Here is a 21,840-nt window from a genome sequence, read left to right as displayed (position 1 = left end):
CTTGTCTACTTCCGAATGCGGAGCTGGCGAATGGGCGACACCTCTACCCGGGCGACCGGACGGCGCGGCAAGCTTTTCCCCGACGCGGCCACGGCGCTGGCCGACGTGGTGGGCGATGGCCAGACCCTGGCGGTCGGCGGGTTCGGCCTGTGCGGCATCCCCGAGGCTTTGATCGCCGCGCTGCGCGACAGTGCGGTGACCGGCCTGACCGTGATCTCCAACAACGCCGGCGTTGATGGCTTCGGCCTGGGCCAACTGCTGGCGACCCGGCAGATCCGCAAGATGATCTCGTCCTACGTCGGCGAGAACAAGGAATTCGAGCGCCAGTACCTGGCCGGCGAGCTGGAGCTGGAGTTCAACCCGCAGGGCACGCTGGCCGAACGCCTGCGTGCCGGCGGCGCCGGCATTCCCGCGTTCTTCACCGCCACCGGCTACGGCACCATCGTCGCCGAGGGCAAGGAGACGCGCGAATTCGACGGCAAGCACTACGTGCTGGAAACCGCGCTGCAGGCCGACGTGGCGCTGGTCAAGGCGTGGAAGGCCGATGCGGCCGGCAACCTGGTGTTCCGCAAGACCGCGCGCAACTTCAACCCGGCCTGCGCGATGGCCGGCAAGGTCTGCATCGCCGAGGTCGAGCAACTCGTCGACACCGGCAGCATCGATCCGGACCAGGTGCACCTGCCTGGCATCTACGTCGACCGCATCGTGCACAACCCGCATCCCGAGAAACGCATCGAACAGCGCACCCTGCGCCAGAAGGACGCCTGACATGGCCTGGACCCGCGACGAAATGGCGCAGCGCGCCGCCCGCGAACTCACCGACGGCGCCTATGTGAACCTGGGCATCGGCCTGCCGACCCTGGTCGCCAACCACATCCCCGAGGGCGTGGACGTGTGGCTGCAGTCGGAGAACGGCCTGCTCGGCATCGGCCCGTTCCCGAGCGAGGACCAGGTCGACGCCGACCTGATCAACGCCGGTAAGCAGACCGTCACCGCGCGCGCCGGCGCCAGCTATTTCGGCAGCCACGATTCCTTCGCGATGATCCGCGGCGGGCATATCGACCTGGCGATCCTCGGCGCGATGCAGGTCAGCGCGCGCGGCGACCTGGCCAACTGGATGGTGCCGGGCAAGATGGTCAAGGGCATGGGCGGGGCGATGGACCTGGTCGCCGGGGTCAAGCGCGTGGTGGTGCTGATGGAGCACGTGGCCAAGGACGGCAGCCACAAGCTCCTGCCCGAGTGCGACCTGCCGCTGACCGGCGTGGGCGTGGTCGACCGCATCATCACCGACCTGGCGGTGTTCGACGTGAGTGCGGAGGGCCTGGTACTGGTCGAGGCGGCCGATGGCGTGGAGGATGCGGAACTCGTTGCCAAGACCGGGGTGCCGTTTCAGCGCATGGCTGTGCGTTCGTAGCGTTGCGCGCGAGGTTCCCGATCAGGCGCCGCGCCGCGCGTAAGCGTAGTGGCCGGACACTGCGCTCGGTGCCAGGCCGAGCAGTTCGGCGGCATCGACCACGCGATAACCGGCATGGGCGGCCAGCGGTGCCGCCAGCCGCTCCACTGCATGCGCCAGGGTGCCGTCGATCTGGCCCTGTTCGGTCTCGAACTCCGATGGGCACAGGCCACTGTCCAGCAGCGGCCGCAGCGCATCCAGCCGGACCCAGAACATGCTGCCGGAGATGAAGCGCGCGTCGTCGAGCGGTTGCTCGCAGCGACCTGCACGGCGCAACAGATAGTCGGCGGCCGCGCGGTTGCCGCCCCAGTATTCGTCGAGCGGCAGCAAGTGCCCTTCCGGGGCGACGAGGCCGAGCGAGGCGTCCGCCGCGAAGGCCTGCAGGATCCGCGCGGCACGGTCGGTCCCGGTCAGCCGTTGCAGCAGTTCGGTGCGCCAGGCATCGCCATTGTCCAGATGCGTGCTGCATTTGGTATGCAGTTTCAGCGCCACGTCCACGCCCTCGTCGAGCAGGCGCTCGGCGGCATGCAGGAACGGCAAGATGTCGCGGCCACGGTTTTCCAGCACCATCACTTCATAGGGCAGCGAATACGCGCGCAGCTGCGCCTGCACCGCATCCGCCTGTTCGGCCGATGTGGTCACCAGCAAACGCCACGGCAGCCGTGTAGCGGCGAGGCAGCACAGTATTTCCTCGAGGACGTCGGGATACCAGGCGTGCACGATCGCCCACGGCGGCTGCGCCGGATTGCGTACGCGCGCCGGCCACAGCGCCTTGCGGGTCGCATCCAGGTAGGCATGGCCCAGGCGCACATCGGGTTCCAGCACGGCGCCTTCGGCCCACTCGTTCCAGGCATTGATGAACACCAGGCGCTGCTCGACGCTGCGCTGCTGCAGCCGATCGTGGATGGTGGTGCGCAGCCAGTCTTCGTAGCCGCGCGGCGAAGCATGCAGATAGACGCGGCCGGCACCGGGGCGTCGCGGCTCGTTGTCCCAGCCCGGGTTGACGCCTGGATAGAGCAGGTACTCGGGCAATGCGCGGGTGCCGACTTCCGTCGCTAGCTCGCGCCAGTCCAGCACCGTCCCGCGGTACTCGGGATCCAGCAAGCATTGCGTCGCCGCCAGCGACGTGGGATTGCTCATGTTCGGCGGAAACTCGACCGCGGCGTCGAAACCGATGCTGCGCGGGTCCGGTCGTTCGAAACCCTGCACGTAGGCGAGGTGGATCTCGCCGATCCCGTGCTGCCGGCACCAGTCGCGCCAGCGCGTCGCGGTCGCTTTAGGTTCCGGCAGCAAGTGCGGCCGGTACACCAGCAGCATCGGCCGGCCGTCCACGCGCAGGCAGCGCGGGTCGCGCAGATAATCGGCGACATGCGCGATGAAGGCCAGATCGTCCTGTTCGCTATGCGCCTGTGCCATCAGCACATCGCCGTCGCGGCCGTCCCAGCGCCGCGACCATTGCTCGTTCGCCCAGCACAGGCAGAACGGCAGATCCAGCGAAGGGTCGCTCAGCCACTGGCGCAGCGGCGTCTCCAGCAAGGTCTTGCCGCCGAACCAGTAGAAGTAGAAGCAGAACGCGCCGATGCCGTATTCCTTCGCCAATGCCACTTGCTGCCGCATGCTCTCGGCATTGCGCAGGTCGTAGAACCCCAGGTCGGCGGGCAGGCGGGGCTGTACATGGCCTTCGAATTGCGGCAACGCGCGGGTGACGTTGCGCCATTCGGTAAAGCCTGCGCCCCACCATGCATCGTTTTCCGGGATCGGATGGAACTGGGGCAAGTAGAACGCCACCAGGGTGGCAGGCATCGGTTCGGGCAATGCGGCGGAACGGTGCGGGACATGGCCGATGGCGCGTTCGTCGGCCCGCACCCGCGGCCTGCGCTCCATCTGGCCTTGCGCCAGTTGGCCGCGTGGGGGTGGAGGCACGATGCTTGAAAAGCGCGCAAGGAAGCGCGCGCGTAATCGGTCGCGATAGCCTTGCGAAAGCGGCAGCGCACGGAACGCGGCGCGCAGCGCCAGATAGAGCGAGGTTTTGGTCCGCGGGAGCAGGGCAGGAGGGCTCACAGGTTCTGGTAGTTCGGCCCGGAGCCGCCTTCCGGGGTGACCCAGTTGATGATTTCGTAAGGGTCCTTGATGTCGCAGGTCTTGCAGTGCACGCAGTTGGCGGCGTTGATCTGCAGGCGCTTGCCGGCCGCGTCGTCGACGATCTCGTACACCGCGGCGGGGCAGAAGCGGGTGCAGGGGTTGCCGTATTCCTCGGTGCAGCGGGTCACGCAGATCTGCGGGTCCAGCACCTGCAGGTGCACGGGCTGGTCCTCGTCGTGTTCGGTGGCGGCGAAGTACACGCCCTGCAGGCGGTCGCGCGGCGCAAGTTCGCGCTGCACGTAGTCGCGCTTGGGCTGTTCGTGTTCGCCCAGCCGGTCCAGCGACGACCAGTCGGCGGTCACCTTCAACGTCCACGGCGAGGCGCCCTTGACCAGGGTCTCCCAGGCGCCGTTGAGCAGGCCGAACCACATGCCCTTCTTGAAACCGGGCTTGATGTTGCGCACCTGGCGCAGCTCGGCCATGACCTCCGAACCGCGCAGCTTGGCGTCGAACCCTGCCGGGTTCAGCGCCGTGCCGGCAGCCAGGTGTTCGGCGGCGAGCATGCCGCTGCGGATCGCCTGGTGGGTGCCCTTGATCTTGGGCACGTTGAGCAGGCCGGCGGTGTCGCCGATCAGCAGCGCGCCGGGCATCTCCACCTTCGGCAACGATTGCCAGCCGCCGCTGGCGATGGCGCGGGCGCCGGCCGACAGGATGGTGCCGCCTTCCAGCAGCGGCTTGATCAGCGGGTGGTTCTTCCACTGCTGGAACGCTTCCCACGGCCGGTATTCGGGATCGTGGTAATCCAGGCCGCTGACGTAGCCCAGCGCCACCTGGTTGTTCTCCAGGTGATACAGGAAGCTGCCGGCATAGGTGGCGTTGTCGGCCGGCCAGCCCAGGGTATGCACGATCTTGCCGGGCACCACGCGGCCTTCCGGCAACTGCCACAGTTCCTTGATGCCGATCGAATAGGCCTGCGGGTCGCTGTCGGCGTCCAGCGCGAAACGCTTGACCAGGCGCTTGGTCAGATGCCCGCGCGCGCCTTCGGCCAGCACCGTGACCTTGGCGCGGATATCGATGCCGGGGGTGTAGCCGGGCTTGTGCGAACCGTCCTTGGCCACGCCCATGTCGCCGATGCGCACGCCGAGCACGGTGCCGTCGTCGGCATGCAGGGTTTCGGCGGCGGCGAAGCCAGGATAGATTTCCACGCCCAACGCTTCGGCCTGCGGCGCCAGCCACGCGCACAGTGCGCCGAGGCTGACGATGAAGTTGCCGTGGTTGCGCATGCCCGGCGGCACGATCGGGAACTTGCGCCCGCCGTCCTTGCTCAGGTGCCAGAATTCGTCTTCGCCGGCGGGCACGCAGATCGGCGGCGGGGCGTCGCGCCAGCCGGGCAGCAGCGCGTCGAGCGGCGCCGGTTCGATCACCGCGCCGGACAGGATCTGCGCACCGACCGTGCTGGCCTTCTCGATCACGCAGACCGAGATGTCGGGGTTGAGCTGCTTGAGCCGGATCGCGAACGCCAGCCCGGCCGGGCCCGCGCCGACGGTGACCACGTCGTATTCCATGACGTCGCGTTCCACTGGCTCCGGCGCGCTGGCGCCGCCCTCCAATTCCGTCATCTGGTCCGCTCCCGTTGGCTCGATCTGGCTGTCTGCATTTTCAGGCTTTGTGCGTGACGGGGCAAATTCCGCACGCTGGCGTATGGTGAGGGCAGGCATGCTAGCGTGGCGCGATGCAACTCGATCTGTCCGGCGCCGACGTCCGCTGGCTGCCCGGCTGGCTCGCCCCGGCCGAGGCGGCGGCGCTGTTGGCGCACTTGCTGGCCGGGGTGGAGTGGGAGGTGCACCGCATCCGCCTGTTCGGGCGGATGGTCGATTCGCCGCGGCTGAGCTGCTGGATCGGCGACCCGGGGGCGAGCTACCGCTATTCCGGCACCCGCTTCGCGCCGCATCCATGGCCGCCAGCGTTGCAGCCGTTGCGCGAACGGCTGGCGGCGGAAACCGGAGTGGCGTTCAACAGCGTGCTGGCCAACCGCTACCGCGACGGCCGCGACGCGATGGGCTGGCACAGCGACGATGAGAGGGAACTGGGGCCGCGTCCGCTGATCGCCTCGCTGAGCCTGGGCGCCACGCGCCGCTTCGTGCTGCGCCATCGCCAGGAGCCGGCGCTGCGCCAGGCGCTGGAACTGAGCGCCGGTGGCTTGCTGTTGATGGGCGGGGAGACCCAGCGCCTGTACCGGCATGCCTTGCCGCGGACCGCGAAGCCGGTCGGCGAGCGGATCAATCTGACGTTTCGGAAGATCGCCGCAGCGTAAGCGGCCACGAATTCCCTTCTCCCATCGGGACCATGGCCCCCTTTTTGGGGGAAGGTGCCCCGCAGGGGCGGATGAGGGTACGGGCGAAGCCTCGCGCACCCAAACTCAGCGAGTCGCTTCGCGCCGTACCCTCACCCCAACCCCTCTCCCGGGGGGAGAGGGGCTTAAGCCAGCGTCTCAGGCCGCGCAGGTCGAGCTTCCTTCTCCCATCGGGAGAAGGTGCCCCGCAGGGGCGGATGAGGGTACGTGCGGAGCCTCGTGCACCCAAACTCAGCGAGATGCTACGCGCCGCACCCTCGCCCCAACCCCTCTCTCCCACGGGACTTCCTTCGGTCGCCGGTGGGAGAAGGGCTTTGGGTCAGCGGCGCGGTGCCGGTGCGACCTTCGGCACCGGCACCGGCGCCATGGCCGTGGCCGCATCGGCCTGGCCCTGCTGCAGGGTCCAGCCGACCACGTCGCCGGTCACCTGCGACAGCGCCTGGCTGAAGGCGTCGGCGACCTGCGCCTGTGCGGTGCTGGCCGCCGGTTGCGCGGCGAGGAAGGTGCGCGAGGCGACCACGCGCTGGTCGGGCGTGTACAGCAACTTGGCGTTGAGTTCGATCGTGGCCGAGGGCACGTCGTGGCCGGCGTAGTCGGATTCGAAGCGGCGTAGATCCAGCAACAGCTTGTAGTCGGCGCGGATGCCGGTGCCGAGCCGGGCCACGCCGGGGATGCGGCCGGAATCCTCGAACGCGCGGACCAGGGTGTCCTCCAGCATGTCGGTGGCCGGCTGCGCCCAGCTGACGCCGCTGTAGACCTGCAGTTCGCCCGGGGTGGGGCGCACCGCGATGCGCGGGCTGTCGACCACCCGCGCGGCACTGGGTTTGGCGATCGCCAGCTGCCAGGTCACCTGCGGCCATGACGGATCCGGCGCGACGCGCACGTTGGGCGCGTAGATCGTCACCGGATCCTTGCTGCCGCCGGTCAGCGCGGAGCAGCCGGCAGCGAGCAGCAGGGCCGGGACGGCGAGCAGCAGGAGGGCGCGCGTCGGCTTCATTTGGGTTTGAACTCCTTCGGGGCGTCGCGGCCGAGCAGGTAGCGCGCGGGGTTGTTGTCCAGGCGGTCGCTGACCCGGCGCAGGTCGCGGATCAGCCCGCGCAGTTCGGTCAGGGTCGGGCCGAGCTGGCCCAGGCCGTCGTTGGCGAAGCTGTTGATCGCCGCGCGGTTCTCGCCCAGGATCTTGTCGGCATTGCCGGAGGCCGAATCGAGCTTGCTCAGCGTGCTTTCCAGCTTGTCCAGGATCGGCGGCAGCTGCTGTACCAGGTTCTGGTCCAGGCGCTGGATAGTGCCGTTGGTGGTCTTCAGGGTCACGTCGAGATTGCGCGCGGCATCGCGCGCGCTGAGGATCAGCGATTGCATGCCTTCGTCGCGATCGGCCAGCGAGCCGCTGATCGTTTCCAGGTTGTGCAGGGTGGCGGTGATGCTGGCCACGTTGCGGTCGCTGAGCACTTCGTCCAGGCGCTCGACGATGCGGTTGGCGGTGTCGGTGATGTTCTGCAGCGCCGACGGCGTGGTCTGGATGATCGGCGCGTCGCTGGTGTCGATGGAGGTCAGCGACGGCGCCTCCGGGGTGCCGCCGGAGAGCTGGATGATCGACGGCCCGGTCAGGCTGGTGATGCCCAGCTTGGCGCGGGTGTCGCTCTTGATTGGCGTGGTCGAGTTCAGCCGCACCCGCGCCACCACTTGGCGCGGATCGTTCGGCGCCAGGGTCAGTTCGGTGATCGAGCCGACCGCGATGCCGTTGTATTGCACCGGGCTGCCCACCGACAGGCCGGTCACCGCCTCGCGGAACACCACCCGGTATTCCTGCCAGGTGCGGTCGGACGAATACTTGGCGGCCCACAGCCCGAACAGCAGCAGGGCCAGCCCGGCCACGATGGTGAAGGCGCCGATCAGGACGTAGTTGGCTTTGGTTTCCATGGCTCAGTGGGTCTCGGTCCAGGCGGTTTTGGCGTCGCGCGCCGCGCGCGCGCGCGGGCCGTGGAAATAGTCCTGGATCCAGGGGTGGTCGACCTGCTCGATCTCGGCCAGCGGCGCGGTGGCGATGACCTTGCGGTCGGCCAGCACCGCCACGCGATCGCAGATAGCGTACAAGGTGTCCAGGTCGTGGGTGATGAGGAACACGGTCAGCCCCAGCGCTTCCTGCAGGGTGCGGATCAGGCGGTCGAAGGCGGCCGCGCCGATCGGGTCCAGCCCGGCGGTGGGTTCGTCGAGGAACAGCAGCGGCGGGTCCAGCGCCAGCGCGCGCGCCAGCCCGGCGCGCTTGCGCATGCCGCCGGACAGCTGCGAGGGCAGCTTGTTGATCGCATCGGCCGGCAGTCCGGCCAGTTTCACCTTCAGCAGCGCCAGTTCGTAATGCCAACTGTCGGGCAGTTCGCCGAAGTGCTCCTTCAGCGGCACCTGCACGTTCTCGCCCACGCTCAGCGAGGAGAACAGCGCGCCGTCCTGGAACAGCACCCCGGTATTGCGCTCCACGTGCAGGCGGTCTTCGCGGCGCTTGGAGTCGGTGTCCACGCCGAGCACGCGGATGTGGCCGGCGTCGGGCTCGCGCAGGCCGAGGATGCTGCGCATCAACACCGACTTGCCGGTGCCCGAACCGCCGACCACGCCGAGGATCTCACCGCGGCGCACGTCCAGGTCCAGGTCTTCGTGCACGGTCTGGGTGCCGAAACGGTTGAGCAGGCCGCGGACCGAGATGGCTAATTCGGGATTCGGGATTGGGGAATCGGGATTGGTCAAAGCAACGGCTCCCGACGAGGCAGCGCACGGCGCCCGCTTTCTACGAATCCCCAATCCCCAATTTCGAATCCCGGCTCCATCACCACCCCACGTTCATGAACCACAGCGCGGCGATCGCGTCGATGATGATCACCAGCGAGATCGTCTGCACCACGCTGGTGGTGGTGCGCTCGCCGACCGATTGCGCGGTGCCTTCCACGCGCAGGCCTTCCAGGCAGCCGATCAGGCCGATCACGATCGCGAAGATCGGCGCCTTCGACATCCCTACCAGCATGTGCCGCAACTGGATGGTGTCGTGCATGCGCGCCAGGTACATCTGCGGTGGGATGCCCAGGTCGAAGGCGCCGACGGTGACGCCGCCGGCCAGGCCGGCGATCATCGCCACGAAGGTCAGCAGCGGCAGCATCACCAGCAGCGCCACCAGCCGCGGGATCACCAGCAGGTCCATCGGGTCCAGACCCAGGGTCTGGATCGCGTCGATCTCCTCGCGCGCCTTCATCGCGCCGATCTGCGCGGTGAACGCGCTGGCGGTGCGCCCGGCCAGCACGATCGCGGTCAGCAGCACCGCGAACTCGCGCAGGAAGGCGATGCTGACCAGTTCCACCACGTAGATCTCGGCGCCGAAGTCGCGCAGGATGGTCGAACCCAGGAACGCGATCACCGCGCCGACCAGGTAGGACAGCAGGGCGACCAGCGGCACCGCGTCCAGCCCGACCTGTTCCATGTGGTGCACGGTGGCGGTCAGGCGGAAACGCCGCGGCTCGTGCACCAGGCGCAGCACCTTGACCAGGGTCTCGCCGAGGAAGCCGACCAGGTTGACGATTTCCTTGCCGTTGTGGTGTACCGCATAGCCAAGCCGCTCCAGCGCCGCGGCGAAGCCGTAGTCGCGCTTGCGCTTGGGGCGGTCGTCGGCGACGTCCTCGATGGTGCTGACCAGCGCCTGGTGGTCGTGGCGGAAGTTCAGCGCCTCGTGGGCGATGCCGTTGCGGGTGGCGTAGCGCATCAGCTGCAGCACGCCGGCCGAATCCAGCTGGGCGATGCCGCTGGCGTCGATGCCGGTGGTGCCGGCCGGCAGCGTGCGCAGAACGTCCGACGACGCCAGCGCGGTGGCCAGCGTCCAACTGCCGGACAGCCGCACCCGCGAGGGGTCTCGGTCGTCCTGGCTGAGTGTTGGCGGTTGCGGTTCGATCATGGGGCGTCCGGGCGCGAGCATACCTGTTTCGCCTGCACCGCAATGTCGTCGTGCGCCACAGGGTGGCTGTGCGCGGGGTTCGCGCCATACTAGCCGACATGCAAGCCGCGCCCATCGCCAATCCCTCCGCCAGCGCCACCTATGCGCAACGGATCGCCTTCGTCTCCGAGATCGCCGGCCGTCTGCACACCTACGGCACCACCGCGCAACGCCTGGAGGCGGCGGTGGTGGCGCTGTCGCAGCAGTTGGACCTGGATTGCGAACCCTGGTCCAACCCGACCGGGCTGATCCTCAGCTTCAGCGATCCGACCAAGGCGATCGGCTCCAGCGACATCACCCGGGTGGTGCGGCTGGCGCCGGGCGACAACGATCTGCACAAGCTCAGCGTCGCCGACAGCATCGCCGACGACGTCGCCAGCGGGCGCATGAGCGTGGCCCAGGGCCATACCGCGCTGCGCCAGCTGGACCGCCCGCCGGGGCGGCGCTGGAAGGCGATGCAGGTGCTCGGCTTCGGCCTGGCCGCCCTGGGCGTGGCCGGGCTGTGGCGGCTGCCGTGGCTGGACATCGCCACCGCCGCCGCGATCGGCCTGCTGATCGGCGCGCTGACCCAGCTCACCGACAAGCGCCCGGCGGCCAAGGAAGCCAACGAGGCGTTGGCGGCGCTGCTGGCCGGCGTCGTCGCTGCGCTGGTGGCGACCTTCGTGGCGCCGCTGAACCTCAATTCGGTGATCATCGCCTCGCTGGTGGTGCTGTTGCCGGGGATGGCGCTGACCAATGCGGTCAACGAACTGACCAGCCAGCACTGGGTGTCCGGCACGGCGCGTTTCGCCGGCGCGGTCACCACCATTCTCAAGCTCACCGTGGGCGCGGTGATCGCGGTGACCCTGGCGCAGCTGCTGGGCCTGGAGCCGCTGGTGCACGCGTCGCGACCGCAGGCGGTGTGGGTGGAATGGGCGTCGCTGCTGGTCGCGGCGTACGCGTTCGCGTTGCTGTTCAAGGCCAACGGCCGCGACTATCCGTGGGTGATGGCCGCCTCGGTGGCCGGCTACGCGATCGCGCGCTTCGCCGGCGAGGCCTGGGGCAGCCCGGTCGGGATCTTCCTGTCGGCGATGTCGCTGACCGCCGCCGGCAATCTGTTCGGCCGGCTGGTGCAGCGCCCGGGCGCGTTGATCCGGTTGCCCGGCATCATCATGCTGGTGCCCGGCAGCGCCAGCCTGCGCGGATTGCTGACCCTGGTGCAGCAGCACGACGTGTCCGGCGGGCAGTCGGCGCTGCTGGCGGTGACCAATATCGTGATGGCGCTGGTCGCCGGCCTGCTGTTCGGCAATCTGCTGGTGCCGGCGCGGAAGAATCTCTAGCGGCATTGCCCTTGCGGCAGGCATGAAAAACGCCGGCTTGCGCCGGCGTTTCTTGAATAACCTGCCGATCCCCAATCCGTTGCCGGATCGGTTTCCCGATCAGTTTTTCGGGGCGGCGGACTTGCCGGCTTTCTTGGCGACCTTGGCGACTTTCTTGGTGGCCTTCTTCGCGGTCTTCTTGGCCGGCGCGGCGGACTTGGCCGGCGCGGCGATCAGGAAGTCGTCGACCTTCTTGCCCTTGGCCACCTGCTCGGCCAGCCAGCGCGGCTGCTTGCCGCGGCCGGTCCAGGTTTCCGCGGCATTGGCCGGATTGCGGTATTTCGGCGGCACCTTGCCCAGCTTGCGGCCCGGCTTCGGACCCGGCTTGCCGGAAGCCGGCTTGCGGCCGCGCTTGGCCGGAGCGGCGCCATCGAACACTTCGTCGATGCCGTAACCGTGCGATTTGGCCAGGCGTGCCAGCAGGGTGCGGACCTTGGCGATGGGCGTGCGCTTGGCGACGATGGTCTGTTGCTTCTTGGCCGTCTTGATAAGAGCGCCCAACTGCTTGGCCGACAGGCCACTGAGATCGATGGTCATTTGTACTCCGGAAAATGGGTGATGGACCTGCAGCCATTCCCTGGCTAGAGCGGAATCATAATATCGCTTTATCGGATTGACAAATATTCCGGGTATTTCGATAGGTGCGCCGATCGCTGGATCGGCGTGGGTGTCACTTATACGCACCGAATTCCGATTGTCAAATCAACGCCGGGTAACGCCGCTGATTCGACCGGCATATTGACCCGGCAAATGTCGAGGCCGTGTCGTGAAGATCGCGGAGCAAGAAAAAGGCCGGGATATATTCCCGGCCTTTCCGATTAACCCTGCAGGCGCGCCAGCAATGCGGCGTGGTCCAGGTTCTCGGCGTCGCCGCCGCTGCGCGCGCGATATTCGAAGGTGCCGGCGGCCAGCCCGCGCTCGGACACCACCACCCGGTGCGGGATGCCGATCAGTTCGATATCGGCGAACATCGCGCCGGCGCGCAGGCCGCGATCGTCGAGCGCGGCGTCCAAGCCAGCCTGCTGCAGTTCGGCCAGCAGCGCCTCGCCGGCCGCATCGATCGCCGGATCGCGCTTGGGATTGATCACGCACACCGCCACCGACCACGGCGCCATCGGCTGCGGCCAGCGGATGCCGGCCTCGTCGTGGTTCTGCTCGATCGCCGCGGCGACGATGCGCGAAATGCCGATGCCGTAGCAGCCCATCGCCATCGCCACGGTCTTGCCGTTCTCGTCCAGCACGGTGGCGTCCAGCGCCTGCGCGTACTGGCGTCCGAGCTGGAACACATGGCCGACCTCGATGCCGCGCGCCAGGCGGATCTCGCCGCCGTCGTGGGCGCGCTCGCCCTCGACCACGTTGCGCAGGTCGGCCACGGTGTCCGGCTCGGGCAGGTCGCGGCCCCAGTTGACCCCGGCCAGATGGAAGCCGGCTTCGTTGGCGCCGACCACGAAATCGGCCATCGCCGCCACGTCGCGATCGGCGACCACGCGGATCGGCTGGCTGGGCTTCAGCGGCCCGAGGAAGCCCGGCTCGCTGCCCAGGTGGGCGCGGATCTCGGCCTCGTTGGCCATGCGGTAGCCGGCCAGGCCGGCGACCTTGCCCAGCTTGATCTCGTTCACTGCGTGATCGCCGCGCACCAGCGCCAGCACGAAGGCGTCGCCGGCCATCACCGCGACCGACTTGACCGTGCGCTGCAGCGCGATGCCGAGCAATTCGGCCACGGCCTCGCAGGTCTTCTGGGTGGGTGTGGCGACCTTGCGCAGCGCTTCCTGCGCCGCCGCGCGCGGCGCCGGATCGGCGGCGACCGCGGTCTCGACATTGGCCGCGTAGTCCGAACCGGTGGAGAACGCCAGCGAATCCTCGCCGGACTCGGCCAGTACGTGGAATTCCTGCGAGGCGTCGCCGCCGATGTCGCCGGAATCGGCCTGCACCGCGCGGAACTGCAGGCCAAGGCGGGTGAAGATGCGGCTGTAGGCGGCCTTCATGTTCTCGTATTCGCGGGCCAGGTCCTCGTCGCTCACATGGAACGAATAGGCGTCCTTCATCAGGAACTCGCGCGCGCGCATCACCCCGAAGCGCGGCCGGATCTCGTCGCGGAACTTGGTCTGGATCTGGTAGAAATTGACCGGCAGCTGCTTGTAGCTGCTCAGCTCCTGGCGCGCGAAATCGGCCGCGGCCTCTTCGGCGGTGGGGCTGTAGCAGTATTCCTGTTCCTTGCGGTCCTTCATCCGCAGCATCAGGCCGCCGAACTTCTTCCAGCGCCCGGTGGCTTCCCACAGTTCGCGCGGCTGGATGGTCGGGAACAGCACTTCCACCGCGCCGGCGCGGTTCATTTCCTCGCGCACCACCGCTTCCACCTTGCGCAGCACGCGCAGACCCAGCGGCGACCAGGTGTACAGGCCGGAGGCGAGCTTGCGGATCATGCCGGCGCGCAGCATCAGCCGGTGGCTGACCAGTTCGGCGTCGGCCGGGGTTTCCTTGGTGGTGTGCAGGTGGAACTGGGAAAGGCGCATCGAGGGGCTTCGCTAACGGCGGGCGCCCATTTTGCCAGTCATTGCCGGCGCTGCGGGGACGGAAGGCGGCCTGCGCCGCGTCCGCGCCGGCCGCGCGCGCTCACTCCGCGGCGGCGGGCGGCGCGCAATAGGCCTTGATCGCGGCCTCGGCCAGGCCCTTCTGCGCGTCGCGCTGGGCCTCGTCCAGTTCCCCGTCCGGCTTGCCGTCGCCGTCGCGGTCGGTCATCACCTTGCCCGGCTTGCCGAGGATGTCCAGGTTCTTGCGCGCGCTCAGGCAGTTGGCGTTCTCCGCCGGGGCGGCGGCCTCGGTGGCCTCGGCCGGGGCGCCGCCGTGGCTGTCGACCCGCCGCGCCTGGTACTTGCCGCCCGGCGGCGGGCTCTGCGAATAGTGGGTGACGCCCTGCGCATCCTTCCATTGGTACAGGGTGGCGGCGCCGGCCACGCCGCTGGCGGCGAGCAGGCACAGGCAGCAAAGCCGGGTCAGGGCGCGCATCACGTTCTCCAGGGGTACGGGCGAAGGCCGATTGCAGCACCCGCCGTCGGGCCTGGCAAGTCGATTAAACTGCCGGGCATGGAACCATCCCGACCGCCTCCCCGTTCGCGCACCATCTATCTGCTGCCGAACCTGTTCACCACCGCCGGCCTGTTCTCCGGTTTCTACGCCATCATCGCCGCCGCCAACGGCCAGTTCGTGCACGCCAGCGTGGCGGTGTTCGTCGCCGCGGTGATGGACGGGCTGGACGGGCGCGTGGCGCGGCTGACCGGCACCAGCAGCGAATTCGGTGTGCAGTACGACTCGCTGGCCGACCTGGTCAGCTTCGGCATGGCCCCGGCGCTGGTGATGTACCACTGGTCGCTGTCGGCGCTGAAGTTCGACGGCAGCGTGATGGGCCGGGTCGGCTGGTCGGTGGCGTTCCTGTACGCGGCCTGCGCCGCGCTGCGCCTTGCCCGCTTCAACACCCAGGTCGGCACCGTGGACAAGCGCTGGTTCGTCGGCCTGGCCAGTCCGGCCGCGGCGGGGCTGATGATGGCCTTCGTGTGGGCCTTCGCCGACGGCAACCTCGGCTGGGACGGCGAGCAACTGCGCTACGTGGCGCTGGGCGTGACCGTGGTCGCGGCGCTGCTGATGGTCAGCCGCATCCGTTTCTGGAGCTTCAAGGGCGGCGCCGCCAAAGGCCCACGCGCCGACCGCGTGCCGTTCCTGATGCTTGTGCTGGCGCCGGTGGTGATCGCGGTACTGGTCATCGACCTGTCGCGCGCGCTGCTGGCGATCGGCGTGCTGTATGCGTTGTCCGGCCCCTGTTACTGGCTATGGCGGCGCTGGCGCAAGCTGCCGGACGCGACGTGAGCGAGGCAATAACCAGCGCGGCGCCGCTGTGGTCGGCCGAGCAGCACGGCTGGCTGCAGGCGTTGGGCCATACGCTCTATGTCGGGGCCGACGCCGAGGTCGGCGCGGTGGTCGCGCAGCCGGCGCTGGCCGAGGAGCGCGATGCTCCTGCCGCCGCCGCCGCCGCCGCCGCCGCCGCGGCTGCGCCTGCAGCGGTGTCCGCACACGCCCCACCGGCGTACGCGCCGCGTGCTACGGCACCCACTCCTACGGAGTCGCCGCGCGGACGCGCGCCGGCCGCGCCTGCGGATTATCCCGAGCCGCAACGCGCCGCGCCGGCGCCGGCTACGCGCCGCGCCGGCCTGCGTCTGCCCGATCGGCTGCAGATCGCGTTGTTGCGCGCCTCCGGGCGCAATCCGAACGATCCGGCCACGCAGGCGTTGATGGCGACCTGGCCGCTGACCGAGCTGCGCGGCAATGCCGCCGCCAAGCGCGCGCTGTGGCCGCAGCTGCGCGCGCTGCGCAAGCAGGCGCCGCGGTGAGCGCGCTGGGCTCGGCGCCCTCGCCGGCAGCGGCGACGCTGCGCACGTTGCGCGAGACCGACCTGGACACGGTGATGGAGATCGAGCGCCGCGCCTATCCGTTCCCGTGGACGCGCGGCATCTTCCGCGACTGCCTGCAGGCCGGCTATCCGGGCTGGGTGCTGCTGGAACAGGGCCAGATCGTCGGCTACGGCGTGATCAGCGTCGCCGCCGACGAGGCGCACATCCTCAACGTCTGCGTCGCGCCGGAACGGCAATCGCGCGGCTACGGCCGCCTGCTGCTGCGCGCATTGATCAAGTACGGCGCCGACCTGGGCGCGCGCCGCGTGTTCCTGGAAGTGCGCCCGTCCAATCCCAGCGCGATCACGCTGTACCACAGCGAAGGCTTCAACGAGATCGGCCGCCGCCCGCGCTACTACCCGGCGGCGAACGGCCGCGAGGACGCGTTGGTGATGGCGATCGAGCTGTTCTTCGAAGGCATGTCGTAGCGCCCGACGGCGTGCCGTCGACGCCGCGCCGGCGAGGGTTTCTGCATGCCTCGCCTTTTTTGTGGCGAGCCGTTTTCCTTCCCTATAAATAATGGTTGCAGGGTGCAGCGTTGCGCCCGCTGTCGGCTGCCCAGCGTTGGGCGCATGCGCTGTCAGGTCCGCGTCCGTTCGAGTATCCGACGCCGCCGCCTCGCGGTGCATCCACTACACGCGATCGCGCGTCCGGCAGTGTTGGGGCTGCATTTTTCCAGGGTTTTCCGAAGAGTGCGGCGCGTCTGCGCAATGTCGCGACTTGTCGTCGGGACAGCGTTGTTGTCCTGCAGCGGTAGCCGGCGTATCGGGCGCATCGCGAACGCAGTTTGTTAGATGCCGTCCCCATATCGCAGCGCTGGATCCGCGCGCAGCGCATTTGTCTCTTCCCAAGCCGAACGCGCTCCCTACAGTGCGCGCCTCTTCGGCGCTGCCCTGTGCGATGGCATCTAGCGCAGTTGTCCGAGGGGACAGCGAATGCGCTCGCGCTGCCGTGTTTTCCGCCTGCGGAAAACGCCGCGCCTGCGACGACTCCACCCATGCTTACGAGGTTCCAGGATGAAGACACAGTCACTCATCGCATCCCCGCGCACGCTCACCCATGCGATTGCGCTTGCAGTCTGTCTGGCGGGCGCGACCGGCAGCGCCTACGCCGATGCCAGCCTGGAGGTCGCCAGCACCGGGTGGGCGACGCAGAACGGCGGCACCAAGGGCGGTTCCAAGGCCGCAGCGGCCAACGTCTACAGCGTCAGCACCGCCGCGCAGCTGAAGACCGCGCTGAAGGCCAGCGTCGGCAGCAACGGCCGCATCATCAAGATCAGCGGCATCATCGACGTCAGCGAAGGCACGCCGTACAGCACCACCGCGGACATGAAGAGCCGCGCGCGCCTGGACGTCCCCACCAAGACCACGCTGATCGGCGTCGGTTCCAATGCGCAGATCCGCGAGGGCTATCTGTACGTCAAGGCCAACGACGTGATCATCCGCAACCTCACCATCGAGAATCCGTGGGATCCGCAGCCGGTGTGGGATCCGGACGATGGCAGCGCCGGCAACTGGAATTCCGAGTACGACGGCCTGACCATCGAGGGCGCCAGCAACGTGTGGGTGGACCATGTCACCTTCACCGACGGCCGCCGCACCGACGACCAGAACGGCACCGCCAACGGCCGCCCCAAGCAGCATCACGACGGCGCGCTGGACGTCAAGAAAGGCGCCAACTACGTGACCATCTCGTACTCGGCGTTCAAGTCGCACGAGAAGAACAACCTGATCGGCTCCAGCGACAGCGCCTCCAGCACCGACAGCGGCAAGCTCAAGGTGACCATCCACAACACGCTGTTCGAGAACATTTCCGCGCGCGCGCCGCGGGTGCGTTTCGGCCAGGTGCACCTGTACAACAACTACCACGTCGGCAGCACCAGCAATGCGGTGTATCCGTTCTCGCATGCGCACGGCGTCGGCAAGGAGTCGAAGATCTTCTCCGAGAACAACGCCTTCGACATCGCAGGGGTCAGCAGCTGCGACAAGATCGCCGCCAACTACGGCGGCAGCGTGTATCGCGATTTCGGCTCGCTGCTCAACGGCAAGGCGCTGACCTGCTCGTGGAACAACAGCATCGGCTGGACCCCGCCGTACACCTATTCGCTGCTGCCGGCGAACCAGGTGGCGAACGACGTCAAGTCCAAGGCGGGCGCTGGTAAGCTCTGAGTGTTGCAGGCCGCCGCCCGCGATGCCGGGCGGCGGTCGATTGTCGTGTCGCGGAATTCCCGCTACAGCCAGCGGCGCACGCGCCGGCAATAATCCGCGTAATCGGTGCTGAAGCGTTCGCTTAATGCCGCTTCTTCGCGCGGAATCTGTACGCGATCGATGTACAGCAGATAGAACACCAGAGAAAGACCTGCGGCCGGATGGCCGAGGCACAGCATCCAGCTCAGCAGGATCAGCGCATGTCCCAGGTACATGGGGTTGCGCGAATAGCGATGCAGTCCGGATTGCACCAAGGCGCTGGCCCGCTGCGGATGCAGCGGATTGACCGTGGTCTCGGCGCGGCGAAAATGCAGCTTGGGCGCCACGTTGGCGACCGCTCCGGCGACGATCACCGCCGCGCCCAGCGAGCGTTGACCTGGCAGGAGCAACGTCGCCGCCGGCCAGATATGTGCGGCACCCCATGCGCACAGCGTGCCGGCGACCACGATCAGCGGCGGCGGCACGCGCAGCTTCATGCGCTGGGGTCTGTCCGCGACTTACAGTTTGGCGCGCTGCTCGCGCAGGCCGGCCAGCTGCTTAGTCCAGTCGGCCAGGCGTACGCGTTCCTGCTCGACCACCGCCGCCGGCACCTTGTCGGTGAACTTCTCCAGCTTGGCCGTGCTCTTTTCCTGTTCGGCGCCGACCCGGGCGATCTCCTTGTCCAGGCGGGTGCGCTCGGCGTCCAGGTCCACCAGGCCTTCCAGCGGCACCAGCAGCCGCAGCTCGCCGACGATCGCGGCGGCGGCCGGCGGTGCGTCCTGCGCCGCGTCCAGCCACTGGATCGCCTCCAGCCGCAGCAGGAACTTCAACTGCGAGGCGAAGCGTTCCACCCGCGCGCGGTCCTCGGCGTGGCCGCCCTGCAGCAGTAGCGGCACCAGCTTGGACGGCGGCACGTTGAGTTCGCTGCGCACCCGGCGCAGCGCCGAGACCATCGCCTTGAGCCACTCGATGTCGGCTTCGGCACCGGCGTAGGCGCTCACGTCCAGGTCGCCGGCGCGCGGATACGGCTGCAGCGAGATGGTCGGCGCGGCGATGCCCAGGCGCGGCGCCACCTGCTGCCACAGTTCCTCGGTGACGAACGGGGTCAGCGGATGCAGCAGGCGCAGCAGCGTCTCCAGCACCTGCAGCAGGGTGTGGCGAGTGCTGTCGGCGGCCGCGGCGTCGTCGCCGTTCAAGGCCGGCTTGGTCAGCTCCAGGAACCAGTCGCAGAACTCGTTCCAGGCGAACTCGTACAGCGACTGGGCAAGCAGGTCGAAGCGGTAGGCGGCGTAATGCGCCTGCGCCTCGGCGGCGACCTTGTCCAGCCGCACCAGGATCCACTTCTCGGCATCGGTCACCGGCACGTGCTTGCCCGTGGCCTGATGCAAAGCGGTGTCCGCATGGTTCGCCATCTGGGCGCGTGGCGACGCGTTTGTCGCTGTCGCCGCCGCGGGATCCTCGGGGCGCGTGTTCATCAGCACGAATCGGCTGGCATTCCACAACTTGTTGCAGAAATTCTTGTAGCCCTCGGCGCGACCGAGGTCGAACTTGATGTCGCGGCCGTGGCCGGCCAACGCGGCGATGGTGAAGCGCAGCGCGTCGGCGCCGTGGGCGATGATGCCCTCGGGGAATTCCTTGCGCGTGGCCTTCTCGATCTTCTCGGCCATGCGCGGCTGCATCAGCCCGGTGGTGCGCTTGGCGACCAGGTCCTCGATGCTGATGCCGTCGATGATGTCCAGCGGATCGAGCACGTTGCCCTTGGACTTGGACATCTTCTGCCCGTCCTTGTCGCGGATCAAGCCGGTGATGTACACGTCGCGGAACGGCACCTGGCCGGTGAAGCTGTCGGTGGCCATGATCATCCGCGCCACCCAGAAGAAGATGATGTCGAAGCCGGTGACCAGCACGCTCGACGGCAGGTAGCGCTCGAAGCCGCGCTCGGCCATCGCCTGCGGATCGGGCCAGCCCATCGTCGAGAACGGCCACAGCTGCGCGGAGAACCAGGTCTCCAGCACGTCGCTGTCCTGGTGCAGGGCGACATCGGTGCCGAGGCCATTCTTCGCACGCGCCTCGGCCTCGTCGCGGCCTACGTAGCAGTTGCCGGCGTCGTCGAACCACGCCGGAATGCGATGGCCCCACCACAGCTGGCGGCTGATGCACCAGTCCTGGATGTTGTCCATCCAGTGGCGATAGGTGTTGATCCAGTTCGGCGGCACGAACGTGACCTGGCCCGACTCGACCAATTCCAGGCCGCGTTTGGCCAGCGCGTCCATCTTCACGAACCACTGGTCGGTGAGGTAGGGCTCGATCACCTGGCCGGTGCGGTCGCCGCGCGGCACCTGCAGCTTGTGCGGCTTGGTCTCGACCAGGATGCCGAGTTCCTCCAGGTCGGCCAGCACCGCCTTGCGCGCGTCGTAGCGGTCCAGGCCACGGTACTTCTGCGGCGCGTTGTCGTTGATCGCCGCGGTCGGGGTGAACAGATTGATCATCGGCAGGCTGTGGCGCACGCCGACCTGGTAATCGTTGAAATCGTGCGCCGGGGTCACCTTGACCACGCCGGTGCCGAACGCGCGGTCCACGTAGTCGTCGCCGATCACCGGCACCTGGCGGCCGGTCAGCGGCAGCGTCACCGTCTTGCCGATCAGGTGCGCGTAGCGCGCGTCCTGCGGATGCACCATCACCGCGGTGTCGCCGAGCAGGGTTTCCGGACGCGTGGTGGCCACCACCAGATAGTCGCGGGTCTCGCGCAGGGTCTCGTTGCCGTCGGCATCGTGCTCGACGTGCTCGTAGCTGGCGCCGTCCTCGAGTGTGTAGGCGATCGACCACAGGAAGCCGTCTTCCTCGACGTTCTCCACTTCCAGGTCGGAGATCGCGGTCTTCAGCACCGGATCCCAGTTGACCAGGCGCTGGCCGCGGTAGATCAGGCCCTGTTCGTGCCAGCGCACGAACGCCTCGACCACCGCCGCCGACGGCTGCGGGTCCATGGTGAAGGTGCTGCGCGACCAGTCGCTGGAGGTGCCCAGGCGGCGCATCTGCCGCTCGATGGTGTCGCCCGACTGCGCCTTCCATTCCCACACCTTGGCGATGAAGCCCTCGCGCCCCAGCGAGTCGCGGGTCTCGCCCTTGCCTGCCAGCGTCAGGTTGCGCGACACCACCATCTCGGTGGCGATGCCGGCGTGGTCGCTGCCGACCTGCCACAACGTGTCGAAGCCGCGCATGCGGTGGTAGCGCACCAGCGCGTCCATCAGCGTCTGCTGGAAGGCGTGGCCCATGTGCAGGGTGCCGGTCACGTTCGGCGGCGGCAGCAGCACCGTGTACGGCTCGCCCTGCCCGGACGGCTTGAAATAGCCGGCCGCTTCCCACTGGGCGTACAGGCGCGATTCGAAGGAGGTGGGGTCGTAGCTGGGGGCGAGGGTGGTCATTGGGGAGCCGGGATTGGGGATTCGTGATTCGGGATTCGTTGCGGTGCCATGCCGATGAAGGGGGACAGGGCAGGGATCCATCCCGAATCTCCAATGCCCAATCCCGGCTCCATCACATGTCGTACTTGCTGACCTCGAAGCCCAGCGCCTTGTACTGTTTCCAGCGTTCGCGCAGCGGCTCGCGCGCGGCGGGGTCGGCCGGCACCACTTCCAGCACGCGCTCGCAGGTGCCGAGGTAGGCGTCGTCGCGCAGGTTGATCACCAGCGCGCGCGACGGCGCTTCCACGCCGGGCGGGACGATCAGCACCTGCGCCTCTTCCTCGTCGACATCGGCGCCGGCGATCTGGTGCGGGATGTAGGCATCCGGGTCGAACGCCCACAACAGCTCGTCCAGCTCCTCGGCCTGCGCCTCGTCGCGCGCCAGCACCAACGTCCACAGGTTGGCGTCGTTGGCCTTGCGCGCCAGCTCGCAGACCAGCCGCAGCGGCTCGGTGAGGAAGCGCGGCTTGGCGATCAGGTAGAAATCGGCGCGCATCAGAGCGGGGATTCGCTGTTCGGGATTGGGGATTGGCTA

The 21,840-nt window shown here is 68.3% G+C and carries 20 protein-coding genes; 8 read left to right on the top strand and 12 right to left on the bottom strand.

The window, feature by feature from the left end; genetic code table 11:
* The first annotated feature begins 30 nt into the window (after positions 1–30).
* On the top strand, positions 31–768 hold the full coding sequence (locus HEP75_RS18270) for a CoA transferase subunit A (protein ID WP_185824458.1): 738 nt from the start codon (positions 31–33) through the stop codon (positions 766–768).
* Between the two features lies 1 nt (position 769).
* Entirely contained in the window at positions 770–1,414 is a 645-nt protein-coding gene (locus HEP75_RS18265; protein ID WP_185824457.1) for a CoA transferase subunit B, read from the top strand.
* A gap of 21 nt (positions 1,415–1,435) precedes the next feature.
* Here HEP75_RS18265 and HEP75_RS18260 read toward each other — a convergent pair whose 3' ends face one another.
* Complete coding sequence (locus tag HEP75_RS18260) at positions 1,436–3,514, bottom strand: glycoside hydrolase family 99-like domain-containing protein (protein WP_185824456.1); 2,079 nt, start codon at positions 3,512–3,514, stop codon at positions 1,436–1,438.
* On the bottom strand, positions 3,511–5,154 hold the full coding sequence (locus HEP75_RS18255; RefSeq protein ID WP_185813992.1) for an electron transfer flavoprotein-ubiquinone oxidoreductase: 1,644 nt from the start codon (positions 5,152–5,154) through the stop codon (positions 3,511–3,513). Before HEP75_RS18255 ends, HEP75_RS18260 begins: the two co-directional genes overlap by 4 nt.
* Positions 5,155–5,267: 113 nt before the next feature.
* Here HEP75_RS18255 and HEP75_RS18250 point away from each other — a divergent pair, with 113 nt between their 5' ends.
* The gene (locus HEP75_RS18250) at positions 5,268–5,849 is read left to right on the top strand and encodes an alpha-ketoglutarate-dependent dioxygenase AlkB (RefSeq protein WP_185824455.1); all 582 of its coding nucleotides are present in this window, start codon (positions 5,268–5,270) and stop codon (positions 5,847–5,849) included.
* A 358-nt stretch (positions 5,850–6,207) separates the two neighbouring features.
* Here HEP75_RS18250 and HEP75_RS18245 read toward each other — a convergent pair whose 3' ends face one another.
* The 4 genes from HEP75_RS18245 to HEP75_RS18230 form a co-directional block, all read right to left on the bottom strand.
* Positions 6,208–6,885: an ABC-type transport auxiliary lipoprotein family protein gene (locus HEP75_RS18245; protein WP_185824454.1), complete on the bottom strand. Its 678-nt coding sequence runs from the start codon at positions 6,883–6,885 to the stop codon at positions 6,208–6,210.
* Complete coding sequence (locus HEP75_RS18240; protein WP_179568569.1) at positions 6,882–7,808, bottom strand: MlaD family protein; 927 nt, start codon at positions 7,806–7,808, stop codon at positions 6,882–6,884. Before HEP75_RS18240 ends, HEP75_RS18245 begins: the two co-directional genes overlap by 4 nt.
* Positions 7,809–7,811: 3 nt before the next feature.
* A complete protein-coding gene (locus tag HEP75_RS18235) occupies positions 7,812–8,627 on the bottom strand; it encodes an ABC transporter ATP-binding protein (RefSeq protein ID WP_184413420.1) in 816 nt (271 codons plus the stop codon).
* A 79-nt stretch (positions 8,628–8,706) separates the two neighbouring features.
* Positions 8,707–9,819 carry an ABC transporter permease gene (locus HEP75_RS18230; RefSeq protein WP_185813988.1) on the bottom strand — a complete coding sequence of 371 codons (1,113 nt, stop codon included), beginning with the start codon at positions 9,817–9,819 and terminating at the stop codon, positions 8,707–8,709.
* Between the two features lie 98 nt (positions 9,820–9,917).
* Between HEP75_RS18230 and HEP75_RS18225 the strand changes: the two genes are divergently transcribed.
* Positions 9,918–11,177, top strand: a complete 1,260-nt coding sequence (locus tag HEP75_RS18225; RefSeq protein ID WP_185813987.1) for a threonine/serine exporter family protein — start codon at positions 9,918–9,920, stop codon at positions 11,175–11,177.
* 99 nt (positions 11,178–11,276) lie between these two features.
* Here HEP75_RS18225 and HEP75_RS18220 read toward each other — a convergent pair whose 3' ends face one another.
* From HEP75_RS18220 to HEP75_RS18210, 3 genes are all read right to left on the bottom strand, one after another.
* A complete protein-coding gene (locus tag HEP75_RS18220) occupies positions 11,277–11,753 on the bottom strand; it encodes an H-NS histone family protein (RefSeq protein WP_185824453.1) in 477 nt (158 codons plus the stop codon).
* Between the two features lie 281 nt (positions 11,754–12,034).
* Complete coding sequence (locus HEP75_RS18215; RefSeq protein WP_185824452.1) at positions 12,035–13,729, bottom strand: proline--tRNA ligase; 1,695 nt, start codon at positions 13,727–13,729, stop codon at positions 12,035–12,037.
* A gap of 100 nt (positions 13,730–13,829) precedes the next feature.
* On the bottom strand, positions 13,830–14,222 hold the full coding sequence (locus tag HEP75_RS18210; RefSeq protein ID WP_185824451.1) for a DUF4124 domain-containing protein: 393 nt from the start codon (positions 14,220–14,222) through the stop codon (positions 13,830–13,832).
* Between the two features lie 78 nt (positions 14,223–14,300).
* On the opposite strand from HEP75_RS18210, the gene pssA reads away from it, so the two are divergent.
* The 4 genes from pssA to HEP75_RS18190 all read left to right on the top strand — a co-directional run bounded on the left by pssA (position 14,301) and on the right by HEP75_RS18190 (position 17,826).
* The gene (gene pssA / locus HEP75_RS18205) at positions 14,301–15,077 is read left to right on the top strand and encodes a CDP-diacylglycerol--serine O-phosphatidyltransferase (protein ID WP_185824450.1); all 777 of its coding nucleotides are present in this window, start codon (positions 14,301–14,303) and stop codon (positions 15,075–15,077) included.
* Positions 15,074–15,598 carry an alanine acetyltransferase gene (locus HEP75_RS18200; RefSeq protein ID WP_255423898.1) on the top strand — a complete coding sequence of 175 codons (525 nt, stop codon included), beginning with the start codon at positions 15,074–15,076 and terminating at the stop codon, positions 15,596–15,598. Before pssA ends, HEP75_RS18200 begins: the two co-directional genes overlap by 4 nt.
* Positions 15,595–16,086 carry a ribosomal protein S18-alanine N-acetyltransferase gene (gene rimI / locus HEP75_RS18195; protein WP_185824448.1) on the top strand — a complete coding sequence of 164 codons (492 nt, stop codon included), beginning with the start codon at positions 15,595–15,597 and terminating at the stop codon, positions 16,084–16,086. Before HEP75_RS18200 ends, rimI begins: the two co-directional genes overlap by 4 nt.
* 588 nt (positions 16,087–16,674) lie before the next feature.
* Complete coding sequence (locus HEP75_RS18190; RefSeq protein ID WP_255423897.1) at positions 16,675–17,826, top strand: pectate lyase; 1,152 nt, start codon at positions 16,675–16,677, stop codon at positions 17,824–17,826.
* A 62-nt stretch (positions 17,827–17,888) separates the two neighbouring features.
* On the opposite strand, the gene HEP75_RS18185 is transcribed toward HEP75_RS18190, so the two are convergent.
* The 3 genes from HEP75_RS18185 to HEP75_RS18175 all read right to left on the bottom strand — a co-directional run bounded on the left by HEP75_RS18185 (position 17,889) and on the right by HEP75_RS18175 (position 21,804).
* Complete coding sequence (locus tag HEP75_RS18185) at positions 17,889–18,341, bottom strand: isoprenylcysteine carboxylmethyltransferase family protein (protein ID WP_185824447.1); 453 nt, start codon at positions 18,339–18,341, stop codon at positions 17,889–17,891.
* Between the two features lie 21 nt (positions 18,342–18,362).
* A complete protein-coding gene (locus tag HEP75_RS18180; RefSeq protein ID WP_185824446.1) occupies positions 18,363–21,266 on the bottom strand; it encodes a valine--tRNA ligase in 2,904 nt (967 codons plus the stop codon).
* Between the two features lie 112 nt (positions 21,267–21,378).
* Positions 21,379–21,804, bottom strand: a complete 426-nt coding sequence (locus HEP75_RS18175) for a DNA polymerase III subunit chi (protein WP_185823483.1) — start codon at positions 21,802–21,804, stop codon at positions 21,379–21,381.
* Positions 21,805–21,840: the final 36 nt, after the last annotated feature.

The organism is Xanthomonas sp. SI, from assembly GCF_014236855.1.
In the GTDB taxonomy this organism is placed as follows: domain Bacteria; phylum Pseudomonadota; class Gammaproteobacteria; order Xanthomonadales; family Xanthomonadaceae; genus Xanthomonas_A.
This window is presented reverse-complemented; position numbering and strand designations above follow the sequence as displayed.

What these genes read in the sequence shown, in the direction of transcription:
- HEP75_RS18270 (WP_185824458.1), top strand. Translation starts at nt 31, where the DNA reads ATGGGCGACACCTCTACCCGGGCGACCGGACGGCGCGGCAAGCTTTTC.
- HEP75_RS18250 (WP_185824455.1), top strand. Translation starts at nt 5,268, where the DNA reads ATGCAACTCGATCTGTCCGGCGCCGACGTCCGCTGGCTGCCCGGCTGG.
- HEP75_RS18230 (WP_185813988.1), bottom strand. Translation starts at nt 9,819, where the DNA reads ATGATCGAACCGCAACCGCCAACACTCAGCCAGGACGACCGAGACCCC.
- HEP75_RS18225 (WP_185813987.1), top strand. Translation starts at nt 9,918, where the DNA reads ATGCAAGCCGCGCCCATCGCCAATCCCTCCGCCAGCGCCACCTATGCG.
- pssA (WP_185824450.1), top strand. Translation starts at nt 14,301, where the DNA reads ATGGAACCATCCCGACCGCCTCCCCGTTCGCGCACCATCTATCTGCTG.
- HEP75_RS18240 (WP_179568569.1), bottom strand. Translation starts at nt 7,808, where the DNA reads ATGGAAACCAAAGCCAACTACGTCCTGATCGGCGCCTTCACCATCGTG.
- HEP75_RS18210 (WP_185824451.1), bottom strand. Translation starts at nt 14,222, where the DNA reads ATGCGCGCCCTGACCCGGCTTTGCTGCCTGTGCCTGCTCGCCGCCAGC.
- HEP75_RS18180 (WP_185824446.1), bottom strand. Translation starts at nt 21,266, where the DNA reads ATGACCACCCTCGCCCCCAGCTACGACCCCACCTCCTTCGAATCGCGC.
- HEP75_RS18190 (WP_255423897.1), top strand. Translation starts at nt 16,675, where the DNA reads ATGAAGACACAGTCACTCATCGCATCCCCGCGCACGCTCACCCATGCG.
- HEP75_RS18245 (WP_185824454.1), bottom strand. Translation starts at nt 6,885, where the DNA reads ATGAAGCCGACGCGCGCCCTCCTGCTGCTCGCCGTCCCGGCCCTGCTG.
- HEP75_RS18185 (WP_185824447.1), bottom strand. Translation starts at nt 18,341, where the DNA reads ATGAAGCTGCGCGTGCCGCCGCCGCTGATCGTGGTCGCCGGCACGCTG.
- HEP75_RS18255 (WP_185813992.1), bottom strand. Translation starts at nt 5,154, where the DNA reads ATGACGGAATTGGAGGGCGGCGCCAGCGCGCCGGAGCCAGTGGAACGC.
- HEP75_RS18220 (WP_185824453.1), bottom strand. Translation starts at nt 11,753, where the DNA reads ATGACCATCGATCTCAGTGGCCTGTCGGCCAAGCAGTTGGGCGCTCTT.
- HEP75_RS18265 (WP_185824457.1), top strand. Translation starts at nt 770, where the DNA reads ATGGCCTGGACCCGCGACGAAATGGCGCAGCGCGCCGCCCGCGAACTC.
- HEP75_RS18215 (WP_185824452.1), bottom strand. Translation starts at nt 13,729, where the DNA reads ATGCGCCTTTCCCAGTTCCACCTGCACACCACCAAGGAAACCCCGGCC.